Below are 16,772 nucleotides of genomic sequence, written 5' to 3' on the forward strand. Positions count from 1 at the left end.
CTCCTGCTTTTACCTCGGATTGGCCATTTGTCTCCAACCGGTCAGGGCCTAACCTGCTGGCAACCGCCATCCAGGAGAAGCCCGTCATGAAACCCCTAGCCATCGTCCTTTTCGCCTTGCTCGCAAGCCAGGCTCCCGCCTGGGCGCACGGCAACGTTGCCGATCAGGTCAAGGTCCTGCAGCAACAGCAGCCTTCGAATGCCCCGGGCAAAACTGCCGTCATGCTCACCGTCAGCTACGCCCCCGGTGAAGCATCACCTGCGCACCAGCACCCAGGCGCGGTAATGGCCTACGTGCTGGAAGGGCGCGTGGTATCGAAGCTCAACAACGAGCAGGAAAAGACCTACAAGGCCGGCGACTACTGGTATGAGGCGCCTGGTACCGTGCACAGCGTGTCCCGCAATGCCAGCAAGACCCAACCCGCCAAGCTGCTGGTCTGGAGCCTGGTGGACGAGGGCAAGCCGGTGACCGAGGTGTTGGGCCAATAAACCCGGCGCATAGAAAAAGCCCCCGGTTGCTTGCGCACCCGGGGGCTTTTCAGTGTTTGGCTCCGCGACCTGGACTCGAACCAGGGACCCAATGATTAACAGTCATTTGCTCTACCGACTGAGCTATCGCGGAATCTGCGCGTATCTTACTGATTGCCAAGAGGATGTCAAGCTACCCCTTGGCAAAACAATGAGTTACAGCACTTCCACGATGGCTTTGGTGACCACGTGGATGTTGCTCTGGTTCAGCGCGGCCACTGCGATGCGGCCGGTGTCCAGGGCGTAGATGCCAAAGTCGTTCTTCAGGCGGGCAACCTGTTCAACGGTCAGGCCCGAGTAGGAGAACATGCCAACCTGACGGCCAACGAAGCTGAAGTCGCGGTTGGCGCCATACTCGGCCAGCAGCGAAACCATCTGCTTGCGCATGCCGTGGATGCGCTGGCGCATTTCGGCCAGTTCGGTTTCCCACATCTGGCGCAGTTCGGCGCTGTTCAGCACGGTGGCCACGATGGTGGCGCCGTGGGTTGGCGGGTTGGAGTAGGTGGTGCGGATCACGCGCTTGACCTGCGACAGCACGCGGGTGCTCTCGTCCTTGGACGCGGTGACGATCGACAGTGCACCCACGCGCTCGCCGTACAGCGAGAACGATTTGGAGAACGAGCTGGAAACGAAGAACTCCAGGCCCGACTCGGCGAACAGGCGCACGGCGAAGGCGTCTTCGGCGATGCCGTCACCAAAGCCTTGGTAGGCCATGTCGAGGAACGGTACATGGCCTTTGGCCTTGACCACTTCCAGGACGTTTTTCCAGTCATCCAGGCTCAGGTCGACGCCGGTCGGGTTGTGGCAGCAGGCGTGCAGCACCACGATCGAGCCGGACGGCAGGTTGTTCAAGTCTTCGAGCATGCCGGCGCGGTTGACGTCGTGGGTCGGCGCGTCGTAGTAGCGGTAATTCTGCACCGGGAAGCCGGCCGATTCGAACAGGGCGCGGTGGTTTTCCCAGCTTGGGTCGCTGATGGCAACCACGGCGTTTGGCGAGATGCGCTTGAGGAAGTCGGCGCCAATCTTCAGTGCGCCGGTACCGCCGACGGCCTGCACGGTAACCACGCGGCCAGCGGCCAGCAGTGGCGACTCGGCGCCGAAGATCAGTTTTTGCACAGCCTGGTCGTAGGTGGCGATACCGTCGATCGGCAGGTAGCCGCGCGAGGCGTGCTGGGCGGCACGCTGGGTCTCGGCTTCGATCACGGCGCGCAGCAGCGGAATGCGGCCTTCCTCATTGCAGTACACGCCAACGCCCAGGTTGACCTTGTCGGTACGTGGGTCGGCGTTGAATGCTTCGTTGAGGCCCAGAATAGGGTCGCGGGGTGCCAGCTCGACAGCGGAAAACAGGCTCATTGTTACCTTGGCTCTGATTGGAGAGTGATAGGACGTACACGCTCCAGCCGAATGCACTGAAGCGGTGCACAAACGGGGAGTCAGTATAGTGATACCGACCGGTCACTGCGACACTCTGGCACAGCTTTTCCGGCTATTTGCGCAAATATTTTTCGACCATTGGTCGAATTGCCGGGTCCACCGTTACACGCGCTCACAGCTACGCCTTGAAAGCGCCCCCGGGCGGGCGCATTTGGGTATAGACTACTGGCTAAATTTACAGTTTCTGCAGCACCGCGAGGTCCGTCATGTCCGAGTTCCAGCTCGTCACCCGTTTCCAGCCGGCCGGCGACCAGCCCGAGGCCATTCGCCAGATGGTCGAAGGCATCGAGGCGGGGCTGTCGCACCAGACGTTGCTCGGGGTGACCGGGTCGGGCAAGACCTTCAGCATTGCCAATGTCATCCAGCAGGTGCAGCGCCCGACCCTGGTGCTGGCGCCGAACAAGACCCTGGCCGCGCAGCTGTACGGCGAATTCAAGGCGTTTTTCCCCAACAATGCGGTGGAGTATTTCGTTTCCTACTACGACTACTACCAGCCGGAAGCCTACGTGCCGTCTTCGGACACCTTCATCGAGAAGGACGCCTCGATCAACGACCATATCGAGCAGATGCGCCTGTCGGCGACCAAGGCGCTGCTGGAGCGGCGCGATGCGATCATCGTGACCACCGTTTCGTGCATCTATGGTTTGGGCAGCCCCGAGTCCTACCTGAAAATGGTCCTGCACGTAGACCGGGGTGACAAGCTCGACCAGCGCGCATTGCTGCGCCGTCTGGCGGACCTGCAATACACCCGCAACGAGATGGACTTTGCCCGCGCCACGTTCCGCGTGCGCGGTGATGTGATCGACATTTTCCCGGCCGAATCGGACCTTGAAGCCATCCGCATCGAGCTGTTCGATGACGAGGTGGAAAATATCGCCGCCTTCGACCCGCTCACCGGCGAGGTCTTCCGCAAGCTGCCGCGTTTTACCTTCTACCCCAAGAGCCACTACGTCACCCCGCGGGAAACCCTGCTGGAGGCGGTGGAGGGTATCAAGGAAGAGTTGAAGGAGCGCCTGGAGTACCTGCAGAAGGCCAACAAGCTGGTGGAGGCGCAGCGTCTGGAACAGCGTACCCGCTTCGACCTGGAGATGATCCTGGAGCTGGGCTACTGCAACGGCATCGAGAACTACTCGCGCTACCTGTCCGGGCGACCGGCCGGGGCGCCGCCGCCGACCCTCTACGATTACCTGCCGCCCGATGCGCTGCTGGTGATCGACGAATCCCACGTCAGCGTTCCGCAGGTCGGCGCCATGTACAAAGGCGACCGCTCGCGCAAGGAAACCCTGGTCGAGTACGGCTTTCGCATGCCCTCGGCGCTGGATAACCGCCCCATGCGCTTCGACGAATGGGAGGATGTCAGCCCACAAACCATCTTCGTGTCCGCTACCCCTGGCCCCTACGAGGCTGAGCACGCCGGACGCGTGGTGGAGCAGGTGGTGCGCCCGACCGGCCTCGTCGACCCACAGGTCGAGGTGCGCCCGGCACTGACCCAGGTGGACGACCTGTTGTCGGAAATCCGCAAGCGTGTGGCTCAGGGCGAGCGGGTGCTGGCCACCACGCTGACCAAGCGCATGGCCGAAGACCTGACCGACTACCTGGCCGACCATGACGTGCGGGTGCGCTACCTGCACTCGGACATCGACACCGTGGAGCGGGTGGAAATCATCCGTGACCTGCGCCTGGGCACCTTCGACGTGCTGGTGGGTATCAACCTGCTGCGCGAAGGCCTGGACATGCCGGAGGTGTCGCTGGTGGCGATCCTCGATGCCGACAAGGAAGGTTTCCTGCGTTCCGAGCGTTCGCTGATCCAGACCATCGGGCGTGCGGCGCGTAACCTCAATGGCCGGGCGATCCTGTACGCCGACACTGTCACCGGTTCGATGCAGCGGGCGATTGACGAAACCGAGCGCCGCCGCGAGAAGCAGATCGCGTTCAACGAAGCCAACGGCATCGTGCCCAAGGGTGTGGTCAAGGACATTACCGACATCATGGAAGGCGCTACCGTCCCGGGCGCACGCAGCAAAAAACGCAAGGGCATGGCCAAAGCGGCAGAGGAGAGCGCCCGTTACGAGGCCGAACTGCGCACGCCGGGCGAGATCACCAAGCGTATCAAGCAACTGGAAGAGAAGATGATGCAGTTTGCCCGCGACCTGGAATTCGAGGCGGCGGCGCAGTTGCGCGACGAGATTACCCAGCTGCGCCAGCGGTTGATTACCAGCTGATTCCTTACGCGGGCCCTGTGGGAGCGGGCGTGCCCGCGAAGAATTCAACGCGGTGGCTGGCACCGGCTTCGCCGGTGTTCGCGGGACAAGCCCGCTCCCACAGTGATCACGCCAGCTTTCAGATTTTGTGCAAGACAGTTGCTCCCACAGGGATCGCATTAAATCTGAAATAGCCTCAGTGGGCTTCCCCAGCCTTCAACCCCGCTGGCAACTTCCGGGTAAGCAACACCGCCACCATACTCACCGCCAACCCGATCCCGACGAAGTGGAAGGCGTCGTTGTAAGCCATGATCAGCGCCTGCTGGTGAGTAATTTCGCTCAACTTGCCCAGCGCCGCATTGTCATTCCCCAGCCTTTCAGCCAGCTGCGTCAGCCGCTCTGCCACCTGCGGGTTACTTGGCACTATCGACTCCCTCAGGTAATCGAAATATACCTTGGTCCGCGCATCCAGCAATGTGGCCAGCAGGGCAATCCCGATTGCGCCACCCAGGTTACGCAGGATGTTGAACAGGCTCGAAGCCGACCCCGCGTCTTGCTGCTGAATGTACGATGTGGCGATCAACGAAATGGTCACCATGATCATCGGTTGGCCCAAGGCGCGGATGATCTGGATATGGTTGAACTGCGGCCCGGCAAAATCCGGGTTGAGCACCCCCGAGCCGAAACTGGCCGCACCGAACAGGCAGAACCCCAGCGCACACAGCACTTTGGGCGAAACCACTTTCATCAGTTGCGGTACCAGCGGAATCAGGAACAGCTGCGGAATCCCCATCCACATGATCACCTCGCCGATCTGCAAGGCGTTGTAACCCTGCACCTGCGCCAGGTACAGCGGCAACAGGTAGATCGACCCGTACAGGCCTACCCCCATGCCGAGGCTGGCAATGCTCGACAGGCCAAAATTGCGGTTGCCCAGGATGCGCAGGTTGATCAGTGGGTGTGGCTTGGAAAACTGCAGGATGACGAAGGTGATCAGGCTGACCAGGGCGATGCTGCCGAGGCCGACGATCAGGGGCGACTCCAGCCAGTCCTTGCGGTGGCCTTCCTCCAGGAACACCTGTAGGCAACCCAGCCCCAGGCCCAGGGTGACGATGCCGGCGTAATCGGTGCTTTTCAGCAGTTCCCAGTGCGCTTCCTTCTTTTCCAGCCCGTACAGCAGGCCGGCGATCATCACCAGCCCTGGCGGGATGTTGATGTAGAAGATGTACTCCCAGCCCCAGTTTTCGGTCAGCCAGCCGCCCAGGGTGGGGCCGATGGAGGGGGCGAAGGTGGCGGTCATGGCAAACATGGCCATGCCTTTGGCGCGGTGGTGCTCAGGCAGTTTGATCAGGGTGAGGGTGAAGGCCAACGGGATCAGCGCGCCGCCAGTGAAGCCTTGCAGGGCACGGAACAGGATCATGCTCTCCAGGTTCCAGGCCATCGAGCACAGCAGCGACGACAGCAGGAAGCCTGCGGATACCCACACCACCAGGCGCCGCGCCGACAGCAGCTGCACCAGCCAGGCGGTTAGCGGGATCATGATGATTTCCGCTACCAGGTACGAAGTGGAAATCCATGAACCTTCTTCCAGCGTTGCCGACAGTGCGCCCTGGATATCCTTGAGCGACGAGTTGGTGATCTGGATGTCCAGCACCGCCATGAAGGCGCCGAGCATCACGCTCATCACTGCGATCCAGTCGCGTCGGGTTGGCTCGGCTGTAGGCCTGAGCAGTTGATCACCGGCCATCGTGGCCTTCGTTTTCGCTGCGCAGGTCGACGGTGGCGGTTACCGACATGCCGGGGCGGATGCGCCCGTGCAGCGGGTTGTCGGCGCGGAAGGTGAGTTTGACCGGGATACGCTGCACCACCTTGGTGAAGTTGCCGGTGGCGTTGTCGGGCGGCAGCAGGCTGAATTGTGCGCCCGATGCGGCGAACAGGCTGTCGACCCGGCCTTCGATGGGCGTATCGGGGTAGCTGTCGAAGAGCAGTTCAGCGCGCTGGCCGGGCTGCATGTGGCCAATCTGCGTTTCCTTGAAGTTGGCCTGCACCCAGATGTCTTCGTCTGGCACGATCGACAGCAGGTAGGCGCCGGCCTGCACCACCTGGCCATTGCGCGCATTGCGCTGGCCGATGGTGCCGCTGATCGGTGCGCGGATCTCGCAGCGGGTCAGGTTCAGCTCAGCCTGGGCCAGGTCGGCGCGGGCATTGGCGATTTGCGCATCGAGGCGCTTGAGGTCGGCGTTCAGCGCGTTGACTTGCTGGCGCTGGCTTTGCAGATCGGCACGGGCCTTGTCGACCTGAGAGCCGGCCACGTGGCTGTCTGCCGACAGGGTGGTGACCCGTTCTTCGGATACAAAGCCAGGCTTGCGCAGCTTCTCGGCGCGGCTCAGGTCCAGCCGTGAACGGTCGAAAGTGGCTTGGTTGGCTGCCACCTGGGCCTGGCCGGCAGCAATCAGGCTGCCTTGCTGGGTCAGGCGGCTTTGTGCCTGTGCGTACTCGGCTTCGCGGGTGGCGAGGGCGGCATGGGCGCGCTCAACCGCCAGCTCGAAGTCGGCGGCTTCCAGGCGCACCAGCAGGTCGCCCTTGTTGACGTGCTGGTTGTCCTCGACCGGCACCGTGTCGATGCGGGCGCCCAGCTGGCTGGAAATGCGCGTGATCTCGCCCTGTACATAAGCGTTGTCGGTGCTCTCGTAGAAGCGGCCTTTGAAGTACCAGTGGGCCAGGAAGGCGAGGGCGATGAGGGCCACGAGGGTGAAAAAGACCAGCAGGCGGCGTTTGAGTTGGGCGGGCATGGGGACTATCGTTCCAGAAATGTAAATAAATTTAACAGCGGCACAGGGCCTGTCGACAAGTGACGTTCGCGCCATTGCTGGAGCCCGGTGCCTGCCTCCTGCTAACATCCCGCCTTTGTTTCATCTTTCGTTCGAGACCTTCCATGACCACCGTACGCACGCGTATCGCGCCATCGCCTACCGGCGACCCCCATGTCGGCACTGCCTACATCGCCCTGTTCAACTACTGCTTTGCCAAGCAGCACGGCGGTGAGTTCATCCTGCGCATCGAGGACACCGACCAGCTGCGCTCCACGCGCGAGTCGGAACAGCAGATCTTCGACGCCCTGCGCTGGCTCGGCATCGAGTGGAACGAAGGCCCGGACGTCGGCGGCCCGCATGGCCCGTACCGGCAGAGCGAGCGTGGCGAGATCTACGCCAAGTACGCCAAGGAACTGGTCGACGCCGGCCACGCCTTCTACTGCTTCTGCACCGCTGAAGAGCTGGACCAGATGCGTGCCGAGCAGCAAGCCCGCGGCGAAACCCCGCGCTACGACGGTCGCGCATTGCTGCTGAGCGCCGAGGAAGTGCAGCGCCGCCTGGCCGCTGGCGAGCCACACGTGATCCGCATGAAGGTGCCGAGCGAAGGCATGTGCGTGGTCCCGGACATGCTGCGCGGCGATGTCGAAATCCCGTGGGACCGCATGGACATGCAGGTGCTGATGAAGAACGACGGCCTGCCGACGTACTTCCTGGCCAACGTGGTCGACGACCACCTGATGGGCATCACCCACGTACTGCGCGGCGAAGAGTGGCTGCCGTCGGCGCCCAAGCTGATCAAGCTGTATGAGTACTTCGGCTGGGAACAGCCAAAGCTGTGCTACATGCCGCTGCTGCGTAACCCGGACAAATCCAAGCTGTCCAAGCGCAAGAACCCGACCTCGGTCACCTTCTACGAGCGCATGGGCTTCATGCCCGAGGCGATGCTCAACTACCTGGGCCGCATGGGCTGGTCGATGCCGGACGAGCGCGAGAAGTTCTCGCTGGCCGAAATGGTCGAGCACTTCGACCTGTCGCGTATTTCGCTGGGCGGGCCGATCTTCGACATCGAGAAGCTGTCCTGGCTCAACGGCCAGTGGCTGCGCGAGCTGCCGGTCGAGGAATTCGCGGCACGCCTGCAGAAGTGGGCATTCAACAGCGACTACATGATGAAGATCGCCCCGCACGTGCAGGGCCGTGTGGAAACCTTCAGCCAGGTTGCCCCTCTGGGCGGGTTCTTCTTCGAAGGCGCGTTGAAGCTGGATGCCAAGCTGTTCGAGAGCAAGAAGCTGTCGGCCGACCAGGTGCGTCAGGTGATTCAGCTGATCCTGTGGAAGCTCGAAAGCCTGCGTCAGTGGGAAAAAGAGCGCATCACCGGCTGCATCCAGGCCGTGGTCGAGGCGCTGGAGCTGAAGCTGCGTGACGCCATGCCGCTGATGTTCGCCGCCATCACGGGTCAGGCCAGCTCGGTTTCGGTACTGGACGCCATGGAAATCCTTGGCCCGGACCTGACCCGCTATCGTCTGCGTCAGGCCCTGGATTTGCTGGGTGGCGTGTCGAAGAAAGAAAACAAGGAGTGGGAAAAGCTGCTGGCCTCGATCGCCTGATGGCGCACTGAAAGCAGCCGCTGAACCCTTTAGGAGCGGCCTTGTGTCGCGAAAGGGCCGCAAAGCGGCCCCGGCGATTTTGCGTTAAAGCGAAGATCGCGGGACCGCGTCGCGGTCCTTTCGCGACACAAGGCCGCTCCTACAAGGGTTCGATGCTGAGCTTTTACTGGGGCAGGGCGGTAAGTGATTGTTATCTGTGAAAAATTTTTTGATTATTTTAAAAAATTAGTTTGACAGGCCTGCAATCCGATCTTAATATGCGCCCCGTCCACAGCGATGAACGAAAACGAAACGCCAGCCACCCAGCCAGCGATTCTGTTCAGAGCGATATTGTGGGGCTATAGCTCAGCTGGGAGAGCGCCTGCATGGCATGCAGGAGGTCAGCGGTTCGATCCCGCTTAGCTCCACCAAATTCCGCTTGGCAGCAAAGGCTGTCGAGCAAGACCGGGTCCAGCAACCGGGTCTTGAAGGTAAGAAGGTTCGTCCCCTTCGTCTAGTGGCCTAGGACACCGCCCTTTCACGGCGGTAACAGGGGTTCGAGTCCCCTAGGGGACGCCAGTTTTGCACAAGCGATGTTTCACGATGTCGCTGGGCCGAGAGGCTAGAAATCCGGGGCTATAGCTCAGCTGGGAGAGCGCCTGCATGGCATGCAGGAGGTCAGCGGTTCGATCCCGCTTAGCTCCACCAATTTTGCCGCGGTTCGCGTAAGCGGATCGGCACGAAGGTTACGTCCCCTTCGTCTAGTGGCCTAGGACACCGCCCTTTCACGGCGGTAACAGGGGTTCGAGTCCCCTAGGGGACGCCACTTTTTCCTGCGTTTTGCAGGGCTTAAAAAGGCTCGTCGTTTATTGATGAGTCTTTTGTTTCGGGGCTATAGCTCAGCTGGGAGAGCGCCTGCATGGCATGCAGGAGGTCAGCGGTTCGATCCCGCTTAGCTCCACCATTTCTGCCAGGGTTCACGCAAGTGGATCTTCGCGAAGGTTACGTCCCCTTCGTCTAGTGGCCTAGGACACCGCCCTTTCACGGCGGTAACAGGGGTTCGAGTCCCCTAGGGGACGCCATTTTTACCCGCGTTTTGCGGGACCTTTAAGGCTCATTCGATTATTGAATGGGCCTTTTGTTTTTCTCCCTCCCGAAAAATTCGCAACCGACAGGCGGCGAGAAATTCTGCTTGCCAAAAAATATGATGAGAATAATATTTCGATCATCATATTTTGTCCGGCGAATGTTCAGATGAGCGACAAGAAGAGCAAAACCCGCGAACGCATCCTGGAAGCCGCACGCAGTGCGCTGATCCAGCATGGCCCCGCCGAGCCCAGCGTGAGCCAGGTGATGGGGGCGGCAGGCCTGACCGTCGGTGGTTTTTATGCCCACTTCGACAGTAAGGACGAGCTGATGCTAGAGGCGTTCCGCCAGCTGCTGGGTGAGCGCCGCGCCTTGCTCGCCCAGATCGACCCCAGTCTCGATGGTGCGGGGCGACGGGCGCTGGCCAGTGCCTTCTACCTGTCGCGTAAACACCGGGATGCCGAAGTGCACGCCTGCCCGCTGCCTAATTCGCTGGGCGAGATGCAGCGCTTGCCGGAAGTCTTCCGTGAGGTATTGGCCGAACACATCGAGCTGATGACTGCTGCCATGGTCGATCGTCCCGAAGATGCCGACAAAGCCTTGGCCGATCTGGCGTTGATGGTCGGTGGCCTGGCCCTGGCCCGCGCCCTGGGTACCAGCGAGTTGTCAGACCGCATTCTGCGCGCCGCCAAATCGGCGGTGCTTTAACCCTGGAGCATGGCAATGACTACCCTGAGCTGGATTCGTGGTGTCAATGGCACCCTGGGCCGCCTGGCCCCCGAGCATGTCGCGGGCAGGATGCGCCGTGCCTTCATGACACCGCGCAACTTGCCGCCGCGGGATTGGGAGCTGCCCGTGCTGGCCCGTGCCGAGCGCATTACCCTGCGCTTCGGCTTGTCGGCCCTGCGCTGGGGTAATGGGCCGACCGTGCTGCTGATGCACGGCTGGGAAGGGCGCCCGACCCAGTTCGCTGCGTTGATCGAAACCTTGGTGCAGGCCGGGCACACGGTGGTGTCACTGGAGGGGCCGGGGCATGGGCGTTCGCCTGGCGAGCAGGCCAATGTGGTGCTGTTTGCCCGGGCCCTGCTGGAGGCCGCCGCCGAGCTGCCGCCGCTGCGTGCGGTCATTGGCCATTCCATGGGCGGTGCCAGTGTGTTGCTGGCCTTGCAGATGGGGCTGCGTACAGAGGCTGCGGTCAGCATTGCGGCCCCGGCACGGCTGTTGGGTGTGTTGCGTGGTTTTGCCCATCGCCTGGGGCTGCCAGCACGGGCGCGGGCGGCGTTCATTCGGCAGATTGAGCGGGATGTGGGGATGCAGATAGCCCGGCTGGACGTGACGGGTTATCAGCTGGAGCTGCCGGGGTTGGTGGTGCATGCCGCTGATGACGCCTTGGTGGCCGCCGATGAGGCTCAGGTTATCCATAAAGCCTGGTTCGACAGCCGCCTGATGCTGCTGGAGGCGGGTGGGCATCAGCGTGTACTGTCCGACCCGCGGCTGGGTGAGGCAGTGCTCGAATTGCTCGCCCGCGCTGCTGCACCGGCGCGTCAAAGCGCCTGAGTGGCAGCAGGGCTGGACATTCCCTCACCTGTCACGGCTAAATTCACTTTTTCCGCCAAGGAAGCGAACATGAGCTGGGACCTGGCAACACCCTTCGTCATCGACCTGCGTGTCGGCAGCGAGGATATTGATGGCCTTGGCCACGCCAATAACGCGGTGTACGTCACCTGGCTGGAGCGTTGTGCCTGGCGCCACTCCCAGCGCCTGGGCCTGGACCTGGCCGAGTACCGTCGGCTAGACCGCGCCATGGCGGTAGTGCGTCACGAAATCGACTACCTGGCCGCCGCCTACGAGGACGATGAACTGCAACTGGCCACCTGGATCATCGATTGGGACCAGCGCCTGCGCATGACCCGCCGTTTCCAGCTCAAGCGCCCGCGTGACGGCGTGACCCTGCTGCGTGCGCAAACCACCTTCGCCTGCATCGAGCTGTCCAGCGGTAAGCCCAAACGCATGCCGGCAGAATTCCTTGACGGTTACGGCCCGGCGCTGATCGGCGCCTGAAAACCCGGCAATTTTTGTTAGACTGCCGGCTTTTTCCGCCGAGACCCCGACATGCAAATTGCCCTGGCCCCCATGGAGGGGCTGGTCGACAACATCCTGCGCGACGTACTGACCCGCGTGGGCGGCATCGACTGGTGCGTCACCGAGTTCATTCGTGTGTGCGACCGCCTGCTGCCGCCTTCTTCGTTCGACAAACTGGCGCCCGAGCTGCGCCAGGGGGCGCGCACGGCTGCCGGGGTGCCCATGCGTGTGCAGTTGCTGGGTTCGGACCCGGTATGTCTGGCGGAAAACGCCGCGCTGGCCTGCGAACTGGGCGCGCCGTTGATCGACCTGAACTTTGGCTGCCCGGCCAAGACCGTGAACAAGTCGCGGGGTGGTGCCGTGCTGCTCAAGGAGCCGGAACTGCTGCACGCCATCGTGCGCGAAGTGCGCCGTGCCGTGCCGGCAGATATCCCGGTGACGTCGAAGATGCGCCTGGGCTTCGACAGCCCTGATGGTGCGCTGGAGTGTGCCACGGCGCTGGCCGAAGGCGGCTCGGCGCACCTGGTGGTGCATGCACGGACCAAGGTCGAAGGCTACAAACCGCCGGCGCACTGGGAATGGGTGGCGCGGGTGCAGGATGTGGTGAAGGTGCCGGTGTTCGCCAATGGCGAGATCTGGACTGTCGACGACTGGCGACGTTGCCGTGAGGTCAGTGGGGCCGAAGACATCATGCTGGGCCGTGGGCTGGTGTCGCGACCCGACCTGGGTCTGCAGATTGCGGCTGCGCGTGACGGGCGTGAGTATCAACCGATGAGCTGGGAGGATTTGCTGCCACTGTTGCGCGAGTTCTGGCGCCAGGCGCAGAACAAGCTGTCACCGCGCTATGCGCCGGGGCGGATGAAGCAGTGGCTGGCGATGCTGACCCGCAGTTATCCTGAGGCGGTGGTGCTGTTTGCCGAGCTGCGCCGGGAGGATGATTGTGCGCGGATCAGCCGGTTGCTGGGGGTTGAGGCTCAAGCCCCGGAAGCCTGTGTTGCCTGATCCGGCCCCTTCGCGGGTGAACCCGCTCCCACAGGGATCCCACAGACGCTGAAGCTTGTGCAGTACCTGTAGGAGCGGGTTTACCCGCGAAGAGGCCACCAGACCCAATGCAAAAATCAGATTTTTTCTGACTCCCCCTTGAAAGCATTTCCCCAGGCCATATCTCTTGAGTACGCGATGCCGAAGTCGGGTCGCGTAATGACTTACTTGCTGAATCTCAGGAGTTTATGACCATGACCACCGCTTTCTCTCTCGCACCCCTGTTCCGTCATTCCGTAGGTTTCGACCGTTTCAACGACCTGTTCGAATCTGCGGCACGTAACGAGGCCGGTAGCAGCTACCCGCCCTACAACGTGGAAAAGCATGGCGATGACCACTACCGCATCGTGGTTGCCGCAGCCGGTTTCCAGGAGCAGGACCTCGACCTGCAAGTCGAAAAAGGCGTCCTGACCGTGACCGGTGGCAAGCGCGACAATGGCGCCGCTGAAGTGACCTACCTGCACCAAGGTATCGCGCAACGCGCCTTCAAGCTGTCGTTCCGCCTGGCCGACCATATCGAAGTGAAGGCCGCCGGCCTGGCCAATGGCCTGCTCAGCATCGACCTGCTGCGCATCGTGCCTGAAGAAGCCAAGGCCAAGCGCATCCCGATCAATGGCGACAAGCCAGCGCTGAACTGATCGCGCTGCAGTGAAGAAGGGCACCCTCGGGTGCCCTTCTTGCGTTTGCCGGCTGGTTCAGTAACCCGCCGGCGCCTCCAGCAACATCTGCCGAAACTCCGGCAACGGCAATGGCCGGCTGTGCAGGTATCCCTGGTACAAGTGGCAGCCCAGCCGTTCGAGGAACTCCAGTTGTTCGGTCAGTTCTACCCCTTCGGCAATCACGGCCAGGTCCAGGCTGCGGGCCATGGCGACGATGGCGCGCACGATTTCCGCGTCGTTGGGGTCGACCGGCGCGTCGCGCACGAAGGTCTGGTCGATCTTCAGCGCATCCACCGGCAGGCGCTTGAGGTAGGTGAGTGAGGAATAACCGGTGCCAAAGTCATCCATGGCAAAGCTCACCCCGAAGCGCTTGAGTTCGCGCATCTTGCTGATGGTGTCTTCCAGGTTCTGGATCACGATGCCTTCGGTGATCTCCAGCTTGAGCATGTGCCGAGGCAGGCGATAGTCGTCCAGGCTGCGCAGCACGCGCCCGACAAAGTCGTTCTGGCGGAACTGCCGCGGGCTGATGTTCACGCACAGGCTGAAATCATCCGCGTCGATCAGCCCGTCGGTCAGCATGCGTGCGCAAGCATCGCACGCTTCATCGAGGATCCAGCTGCCAACTTCCAGAATCAGGCCGCTTTCCTCCAGCACCTGGATAAACTGCCCGGGTGGTTGCTGACCCAGTTGCGGGTGGTGCCAGCGCAGCAGCACTTCAGCCCCGACGATGCGGTTGTCGCGGGCATCCACCTGGGGCTGGAAGTGCAGCGCCAGTTCGCCACGGGCCAAGGCCAGGCGCAGGTCGTTTTCCATGCGCAAGCGCTCGCTGGCGGCCTTCTGCATGGTGGTGTGGAACAGCTGGGTGGTGTTGCGCCCGGAGTCCTTGGCCCGGTACAGGGCAATGTCGGCACGCTTGAGCAAATCGGCCGGGGTAGCGCCGTGGTCAGGGATCAGCGCCACGCCGATACTGGGCGTTACCTGCAGCCGCTGGCCATCCAGCGACATCGGTTCGGCCAGCAGTTCGCGCAGGGTGTCGGCCAGTTCGCGCACTTTTTCCTCTACCAGCTCGCGGCTGCCTTCCAGGCCGCTGAGCAGGACCACGAACTCGTCGCCCCCCAGCCGCGCCACGGTGTCTTCCAGGCGCACGCTGGCCTCCAGGCGGGCGGTGATGATCTTCAGCACCGTGTCGCCCACCGGATGGCCCAGCGAGTCGTTGATGTGCTTGAAGTGGTCGAGGTCGAGGAACAGCAGGGCGCCGCGCAGGTTGTGGCGCTTGAGCAGGGCGATCTGCTGGCTCAGGCGGTCCATCAGCAGGGCGCGGTTGGGCAGGTTGGTCAGCGGGTCGTGGTAGGCCAGGTGGCGAATCTGCGCCTGGGCATTTTTCAGTTGGCTGACGTCACGGGCGGTCAGCAGCAGGCAGTCCACCTCGTTGAGGGTGATCGGTTCGACCGAAACTTCCACGGTAAGGATATCGCCGCGCTTGTTGCGCCCGAGCATTTCCCGGTGATGTACCCGGCCGCGCTCGCGTAACTCGGCCAGCAGCGCGCTGCGCTGCTTGTCGTCCGCCCAGATGCCGATCTCGTACACCGTGTGGCCGACCACCTCGGCCGCGCTGTAACCCGTCAGGCGGCAGAAGCCATCGTTGATTTCCAGGTAGCGTCCGCTATGGCGTTCGGTGATGGTGATGGCGTCGGGGCTGGAGTGGAAGGCCTTGGCGAACTTCTCCTCGCTGGACTTCAGTGCGGCTTCGGCGCGTTGCTGCTGGGTAATGTCGCGCAGGGTGGTCACGCTGCACGGCTGGTCATCGACGGTGATCAGGCGGCTGGAAATCACGCACGTCAGGGGGGCGCCATTGCGGTGGTTGACCACCACGGCGACGTTGCTCAAGGCCTGTTCGCGGATCACCCGCTCGATACGTTGCGCACGCTCGATGGACTCGGCCCACAGGCCGATTTCCTCTGCGGTGCGGCCAAGCACCTGCTCGCTGCCCCAGCCGAAGGTCTGGGTGAACGCCGGGTTGATCTCGATGAACTGACCGGTGTCCTGGCGAGTGACGCAGATCGGGTCGGGGCTGACCTGGAACAGGCTGGCGAACTTCTCTTCCGAGGCGCTCAGGCGCTGCTCGCGCTCCACCTGATCGGTGATGTCGAGCAGGGTGCCGGCCATGCGCAGCGGGTTGCCTTGTTCGTCGCGGTACAGGCGTGCGCGGCTTTCGATATAGCGCGAAATGCCGTTTTCCAGTTGCACCCGGTAGGTGATCTGGTAGTTGCCGGCGGGCCCTTCGCGCAGGCTGCGGTAGGCCTGGCGCATCGAGTTGCGCTCCTGCTCCGGCACCCCTTCGAAAAATGCATCGAACGACTCATGAAAGGGGATGGGCGGTAGGCCGTGCAACTGCGCGGCGCGGGCAGAGCCATAGAGCATGCCGCTGGGGATATGCCAGTCCCAGGTGCCCAGCTGCGCCGAATCCAGGGCCAGGTCCAGGCGCTCCTGGCTGTCCTTCAGGGCCTGCTCGGCGCGCTTGCGCTCGGTGGTGTCGACGAAGGTGCTGATCAGAAAGGTCACGCCTTCCAGTTCGATGCCCTGGGTGCAGAGAATGCCGTCATGCACCTTGCCGCTGGTGGCGCGGAACTGCACCTCCATGATCAACGGGCCGCCGTTGGCGCGGGTCGACTCCATCACCTGGTGGCGTTGTTCGGGGTTGACCCACAGGCCCAGCTCCAGGCTGGTCTTGCCGATCACCTGGCTGCCAGGCCAGCCGAACATGTCTTCGAAGTGCTGGTTGACCTCGAAGATCATGCCGTCGTGGCGGCGGGTGAGCAAAATGGCGTTGGGGCTGAGGTGGAACAGGGTGGCGAAGCGCTTTTCCGAATTGATCAGGGCGGTTTCCCGCTCGCGCTGGCGGGTGATTTCGCGGATTACCCCGATCATCTGCGGCCGGCCATGCGGGTCGTGGGTCAGGCTGCCGTTGATCTCCAGCCAGTGCAGGCTGCCGTCCGGCCAGCGGATGCGATGACGCATGGCCTGTTCCACCGGCTCGCCGTTGAACACCGCCTGGAACACCTGGCGCGTGCGGGCGCGGTCTTCTTCGGGCAGCAGGTCGAGGTAGTCGACATCGGCAGGCAGCGGGCGCTGCGGGTCGAAGCCGAACAGGGCCTGGGTGCCCCGTGACCAGCTGACACGGCCGCTTTCAATATCCCACAGCCATGCCCCCAACCGGGCGCCGTTCAGCGCGGCCAGCAGTTGTGGGGCGTTCTGCCAGGCCTGTTCGGACTCCTGGGGGTCGGCCGCAGGAATACGCGGCAGGCGCAAAAAGCGGTTTGCTGATTTGGGCATCGGTACCAGACCT

12 protein-coding genes and 7 tRNA genes are annotated in these 16,772 nt (G+C 62.7%); 14 read left to right on the plus strand and 5 right to left on the minus strand.

Going from position 1 to position 16,772, the window contains the following annotated elements; genetic code table 11:
- The first annotated feature begins 86 nt into the window (after window positions 1-86).
- Window positions 87-488: a cupin domain-containing protein gene (locus tag QQ992_RS07790; protein ID WP_286112886.1), complete on the plus strand. Its 402-nt coding sequence runs from the start codon at window positions 87-89 to the stop codon at window positions 486-488.
- 57 nt (window positions 489-545) lie between these two features.
- Here the strand turns inward: QQ992_RS07790 and QQ992_RS07795 are convergent.
- Both QQ992_RS07795 and QQ992_RS07800 read right to left on the minus strand, forming a co-directional pair.
- Window positions 546-621: transfer RNA gene (locus QQ992_RS07795), tRNA-Asn, on the minus strand.
- Between the two features lie 62 nt (window positions 622-683).
- Window positions 684-1,880, minus strand: coding sequence for an amino acid aminotransferase (locus QQ992_RS07800; RefSeq protein ID WP_119370859.1), 1,197 nt, complete (start codon window positions 1,878-1,880; stop codon window positions 684-686).
- A 287-nt stretch (window positions 1,881-2,167) separates the two neighbouring features.
- Between QQ992_RS07800 and uvrB the strand changes: the two genes are divergently transcribed.
- Complete coding sequence (gene uvrB / locus QQ992_RS07805) at window positions 2,168-4,183, plus strand: excinuclease ABC subunit UvrB (RefSeq protein WP_286112888.1); 2,016 nt, start codon at window positions 2,168-2,170, stop codon at window positions 4,181-4,183.
- A gap of 175 nt (window positions 4,184-4,358) precedes the next feature.
- Here uvrB and QQ992_RS07810 read toward each other — a convergent pair whose 3' ends face one another.
- Window positions 4,359-5,909: an MDR family MFS transporter gene (locus QQ992_RS07810; RefSeq protein ID WP_491016145.1), complete on the minus strand. Its 1,551-nt coding sequence runs from the start codon at window positions 5,907-5,909 to the stop codon at window positions 4,359-4,361.
- Window positions 5,899-6,954: an HlyD family secretion protein gene (locus tag QQ992_RS07815; protein WP_025754820.1), complete on the minus strand. Its 1,056-nt coding sequence runs from the start codon at window positions 6,952-6,954 to the stop codon at window positions 5,899-5,901. The genes QQ992_RS07810 and QQ992_RS07815 overlap by 11 nt, the downstream gene beginning before the upstream one ends.
- A gap of 143 nt (window positions 6,955-7,097) precedes the next feature.
- Between QQ992_RS07815 and gltX the strand changes: the two genes are divergently transcribed.
- The 12 genes from gltX (at window position 7,098) to QQ992_RS07875 (ending at window position 13,405) form a co-directional block, all read left to right on the plus strand.
- Window positions 7,098-8,579, plus strand: a complete 1,482-nt coding sequence (gene gltX, locus QQ992_RS07820; RefSeq protein WP_016715155.1) for a glutamate--tRNA ligase — start codon at window positions 7,098-7,100, stop codon at window positions 8,577-8,579.
- A 334-nt stretch (window positions 8,580-8,913) separates the two neighbouring features.
- Window positions 8,914-8,989, plus strand: a tRNA-Ala gene (locus QQ992_RS07825).
- Window positions 8,990-9,061: 72 nt separating this feature from the next.
- Window positions 9,062-9,137, plus strand: a tRNA-Glu gene (locus tag QQ992_RS07830).
- Between the two features lie 53 nt (window positions 9,138-9,190).
- Window positions 9,191-9,266, plus strand: a tRNA-Ala gene (locus tag QQ992_RS07835).
- Between the two features lie 42 nt (window positions 9,267-9,308).
- Window positions 9,309-9,384 (plus strand) — tRNA-Glu (locus QQ992_RS07840).
- Window positions 9,385-9,446: 62 nt separating this feature from the next.
- Window positions 9,447-9,522, plus strand: a tRNA-Ala gene (locus QQ992_RS07845).
- Window positions 9,523-9,564: 42 nt separating this feature from the next.
- Window positions 9,565-9,640: transfer RNA gene (locus QQ992_RS07850), tRNA-Glu, on the plus strand.
- A 172-nt stretch (window positions 9,641-9,812) separates the two neighbouring features.
- Window positions 9,813-10,352 carry a TetR/AcrR family transcriptional regulator gene (locus QQ992_RS07855; RefSeq protein ID WP_016715158.1) on the plus strand — a complete coding sequence of 180 codons (540 nt, stop codon included), beginning with the start codon at window positions 9,813-9,815 and terminating at the stop codon, window positions 10,350-10,352.
- A 15-nt stretch (window positions 10,353-10,367) separates the two neighbouring features.
- The gene (locus QQ992_RS07860; protein ID WP_286112892.1) at window positions 10,368-11,201 is read left to right on the plus strand and encodes an alpha/beta hydrolase; all 834 of its coding nucleotides are present in this window, start codon (window positions 10,368-10,370) and stop codon (window positions 11,199-11,201) included.
- A 69-nt stretch (window positions 11,202-11,270) separates the two neighbouring features.
- Window positions 11,271-11,705, plus strand: a complete 435-nt coding sequence (locus QQ992_RS07865; RefSeq protein ID WP_015269427.1) for an acyl-CoA thioesterase — start codon at window positions 11,271-11,273, stop codon at window positions 11,703-11,705.
- 51 nt (window positions 11,706-11,756) lie between these two features.
- Window positions 11,757-12,728 (plus strand): tRNA dihydrouridine synthase, encoded by a 972-nt coding sequence (locus tag QQ992_RS07870; protein ID WP_286112894.1) that lies wholly within the window; start codon window positions 11,757-11,759, stop codon window positions 12,726-12,728.
- A 233-nt stretch (window positions 12,729-12,961) separates the two neighbouring features.
- A complete protein-coding gene (locus QQ992_RS07875) occupies window positions 12,962-13,405 on the plus strand; it encodes an Hsp20 family protein (protein WP_051099848.1) in 444 nt (147 codons plus the stop codon).
- Window positions 13,406-13,462: 57 nt separating this feature from the next.
- On the opposite strand, the gene QQ992_RS07880 is transcribed toward QQ992_RS07875, so the two are convergent.
- On the minus strand, window positions 13,463-16,759 hold the full coding sequence (locus tag QQ992_RS07880; protein ID WP_105945337.1) for a PAS domain S-box protein: 3,297 nt from the start codon (window positions 16,757-16,759) through the stop codon (window positions 13,463-13,465).
- Window positions 16,760-16,772: the final 13 nt, after the last annotated feature.

The sequence above is a fragment of the Pseudomonas kurunegalensis genome (assembly GCF_030291635.1).
GTDB classification, from domain to species: domain Bacteria; phylum Pseudomonadota; class Gammaproteobacteria; order Pseudomonadales; family Pseudomonadaceae; genus Aquipseudomonas; species Aquipseudomonas monteilii.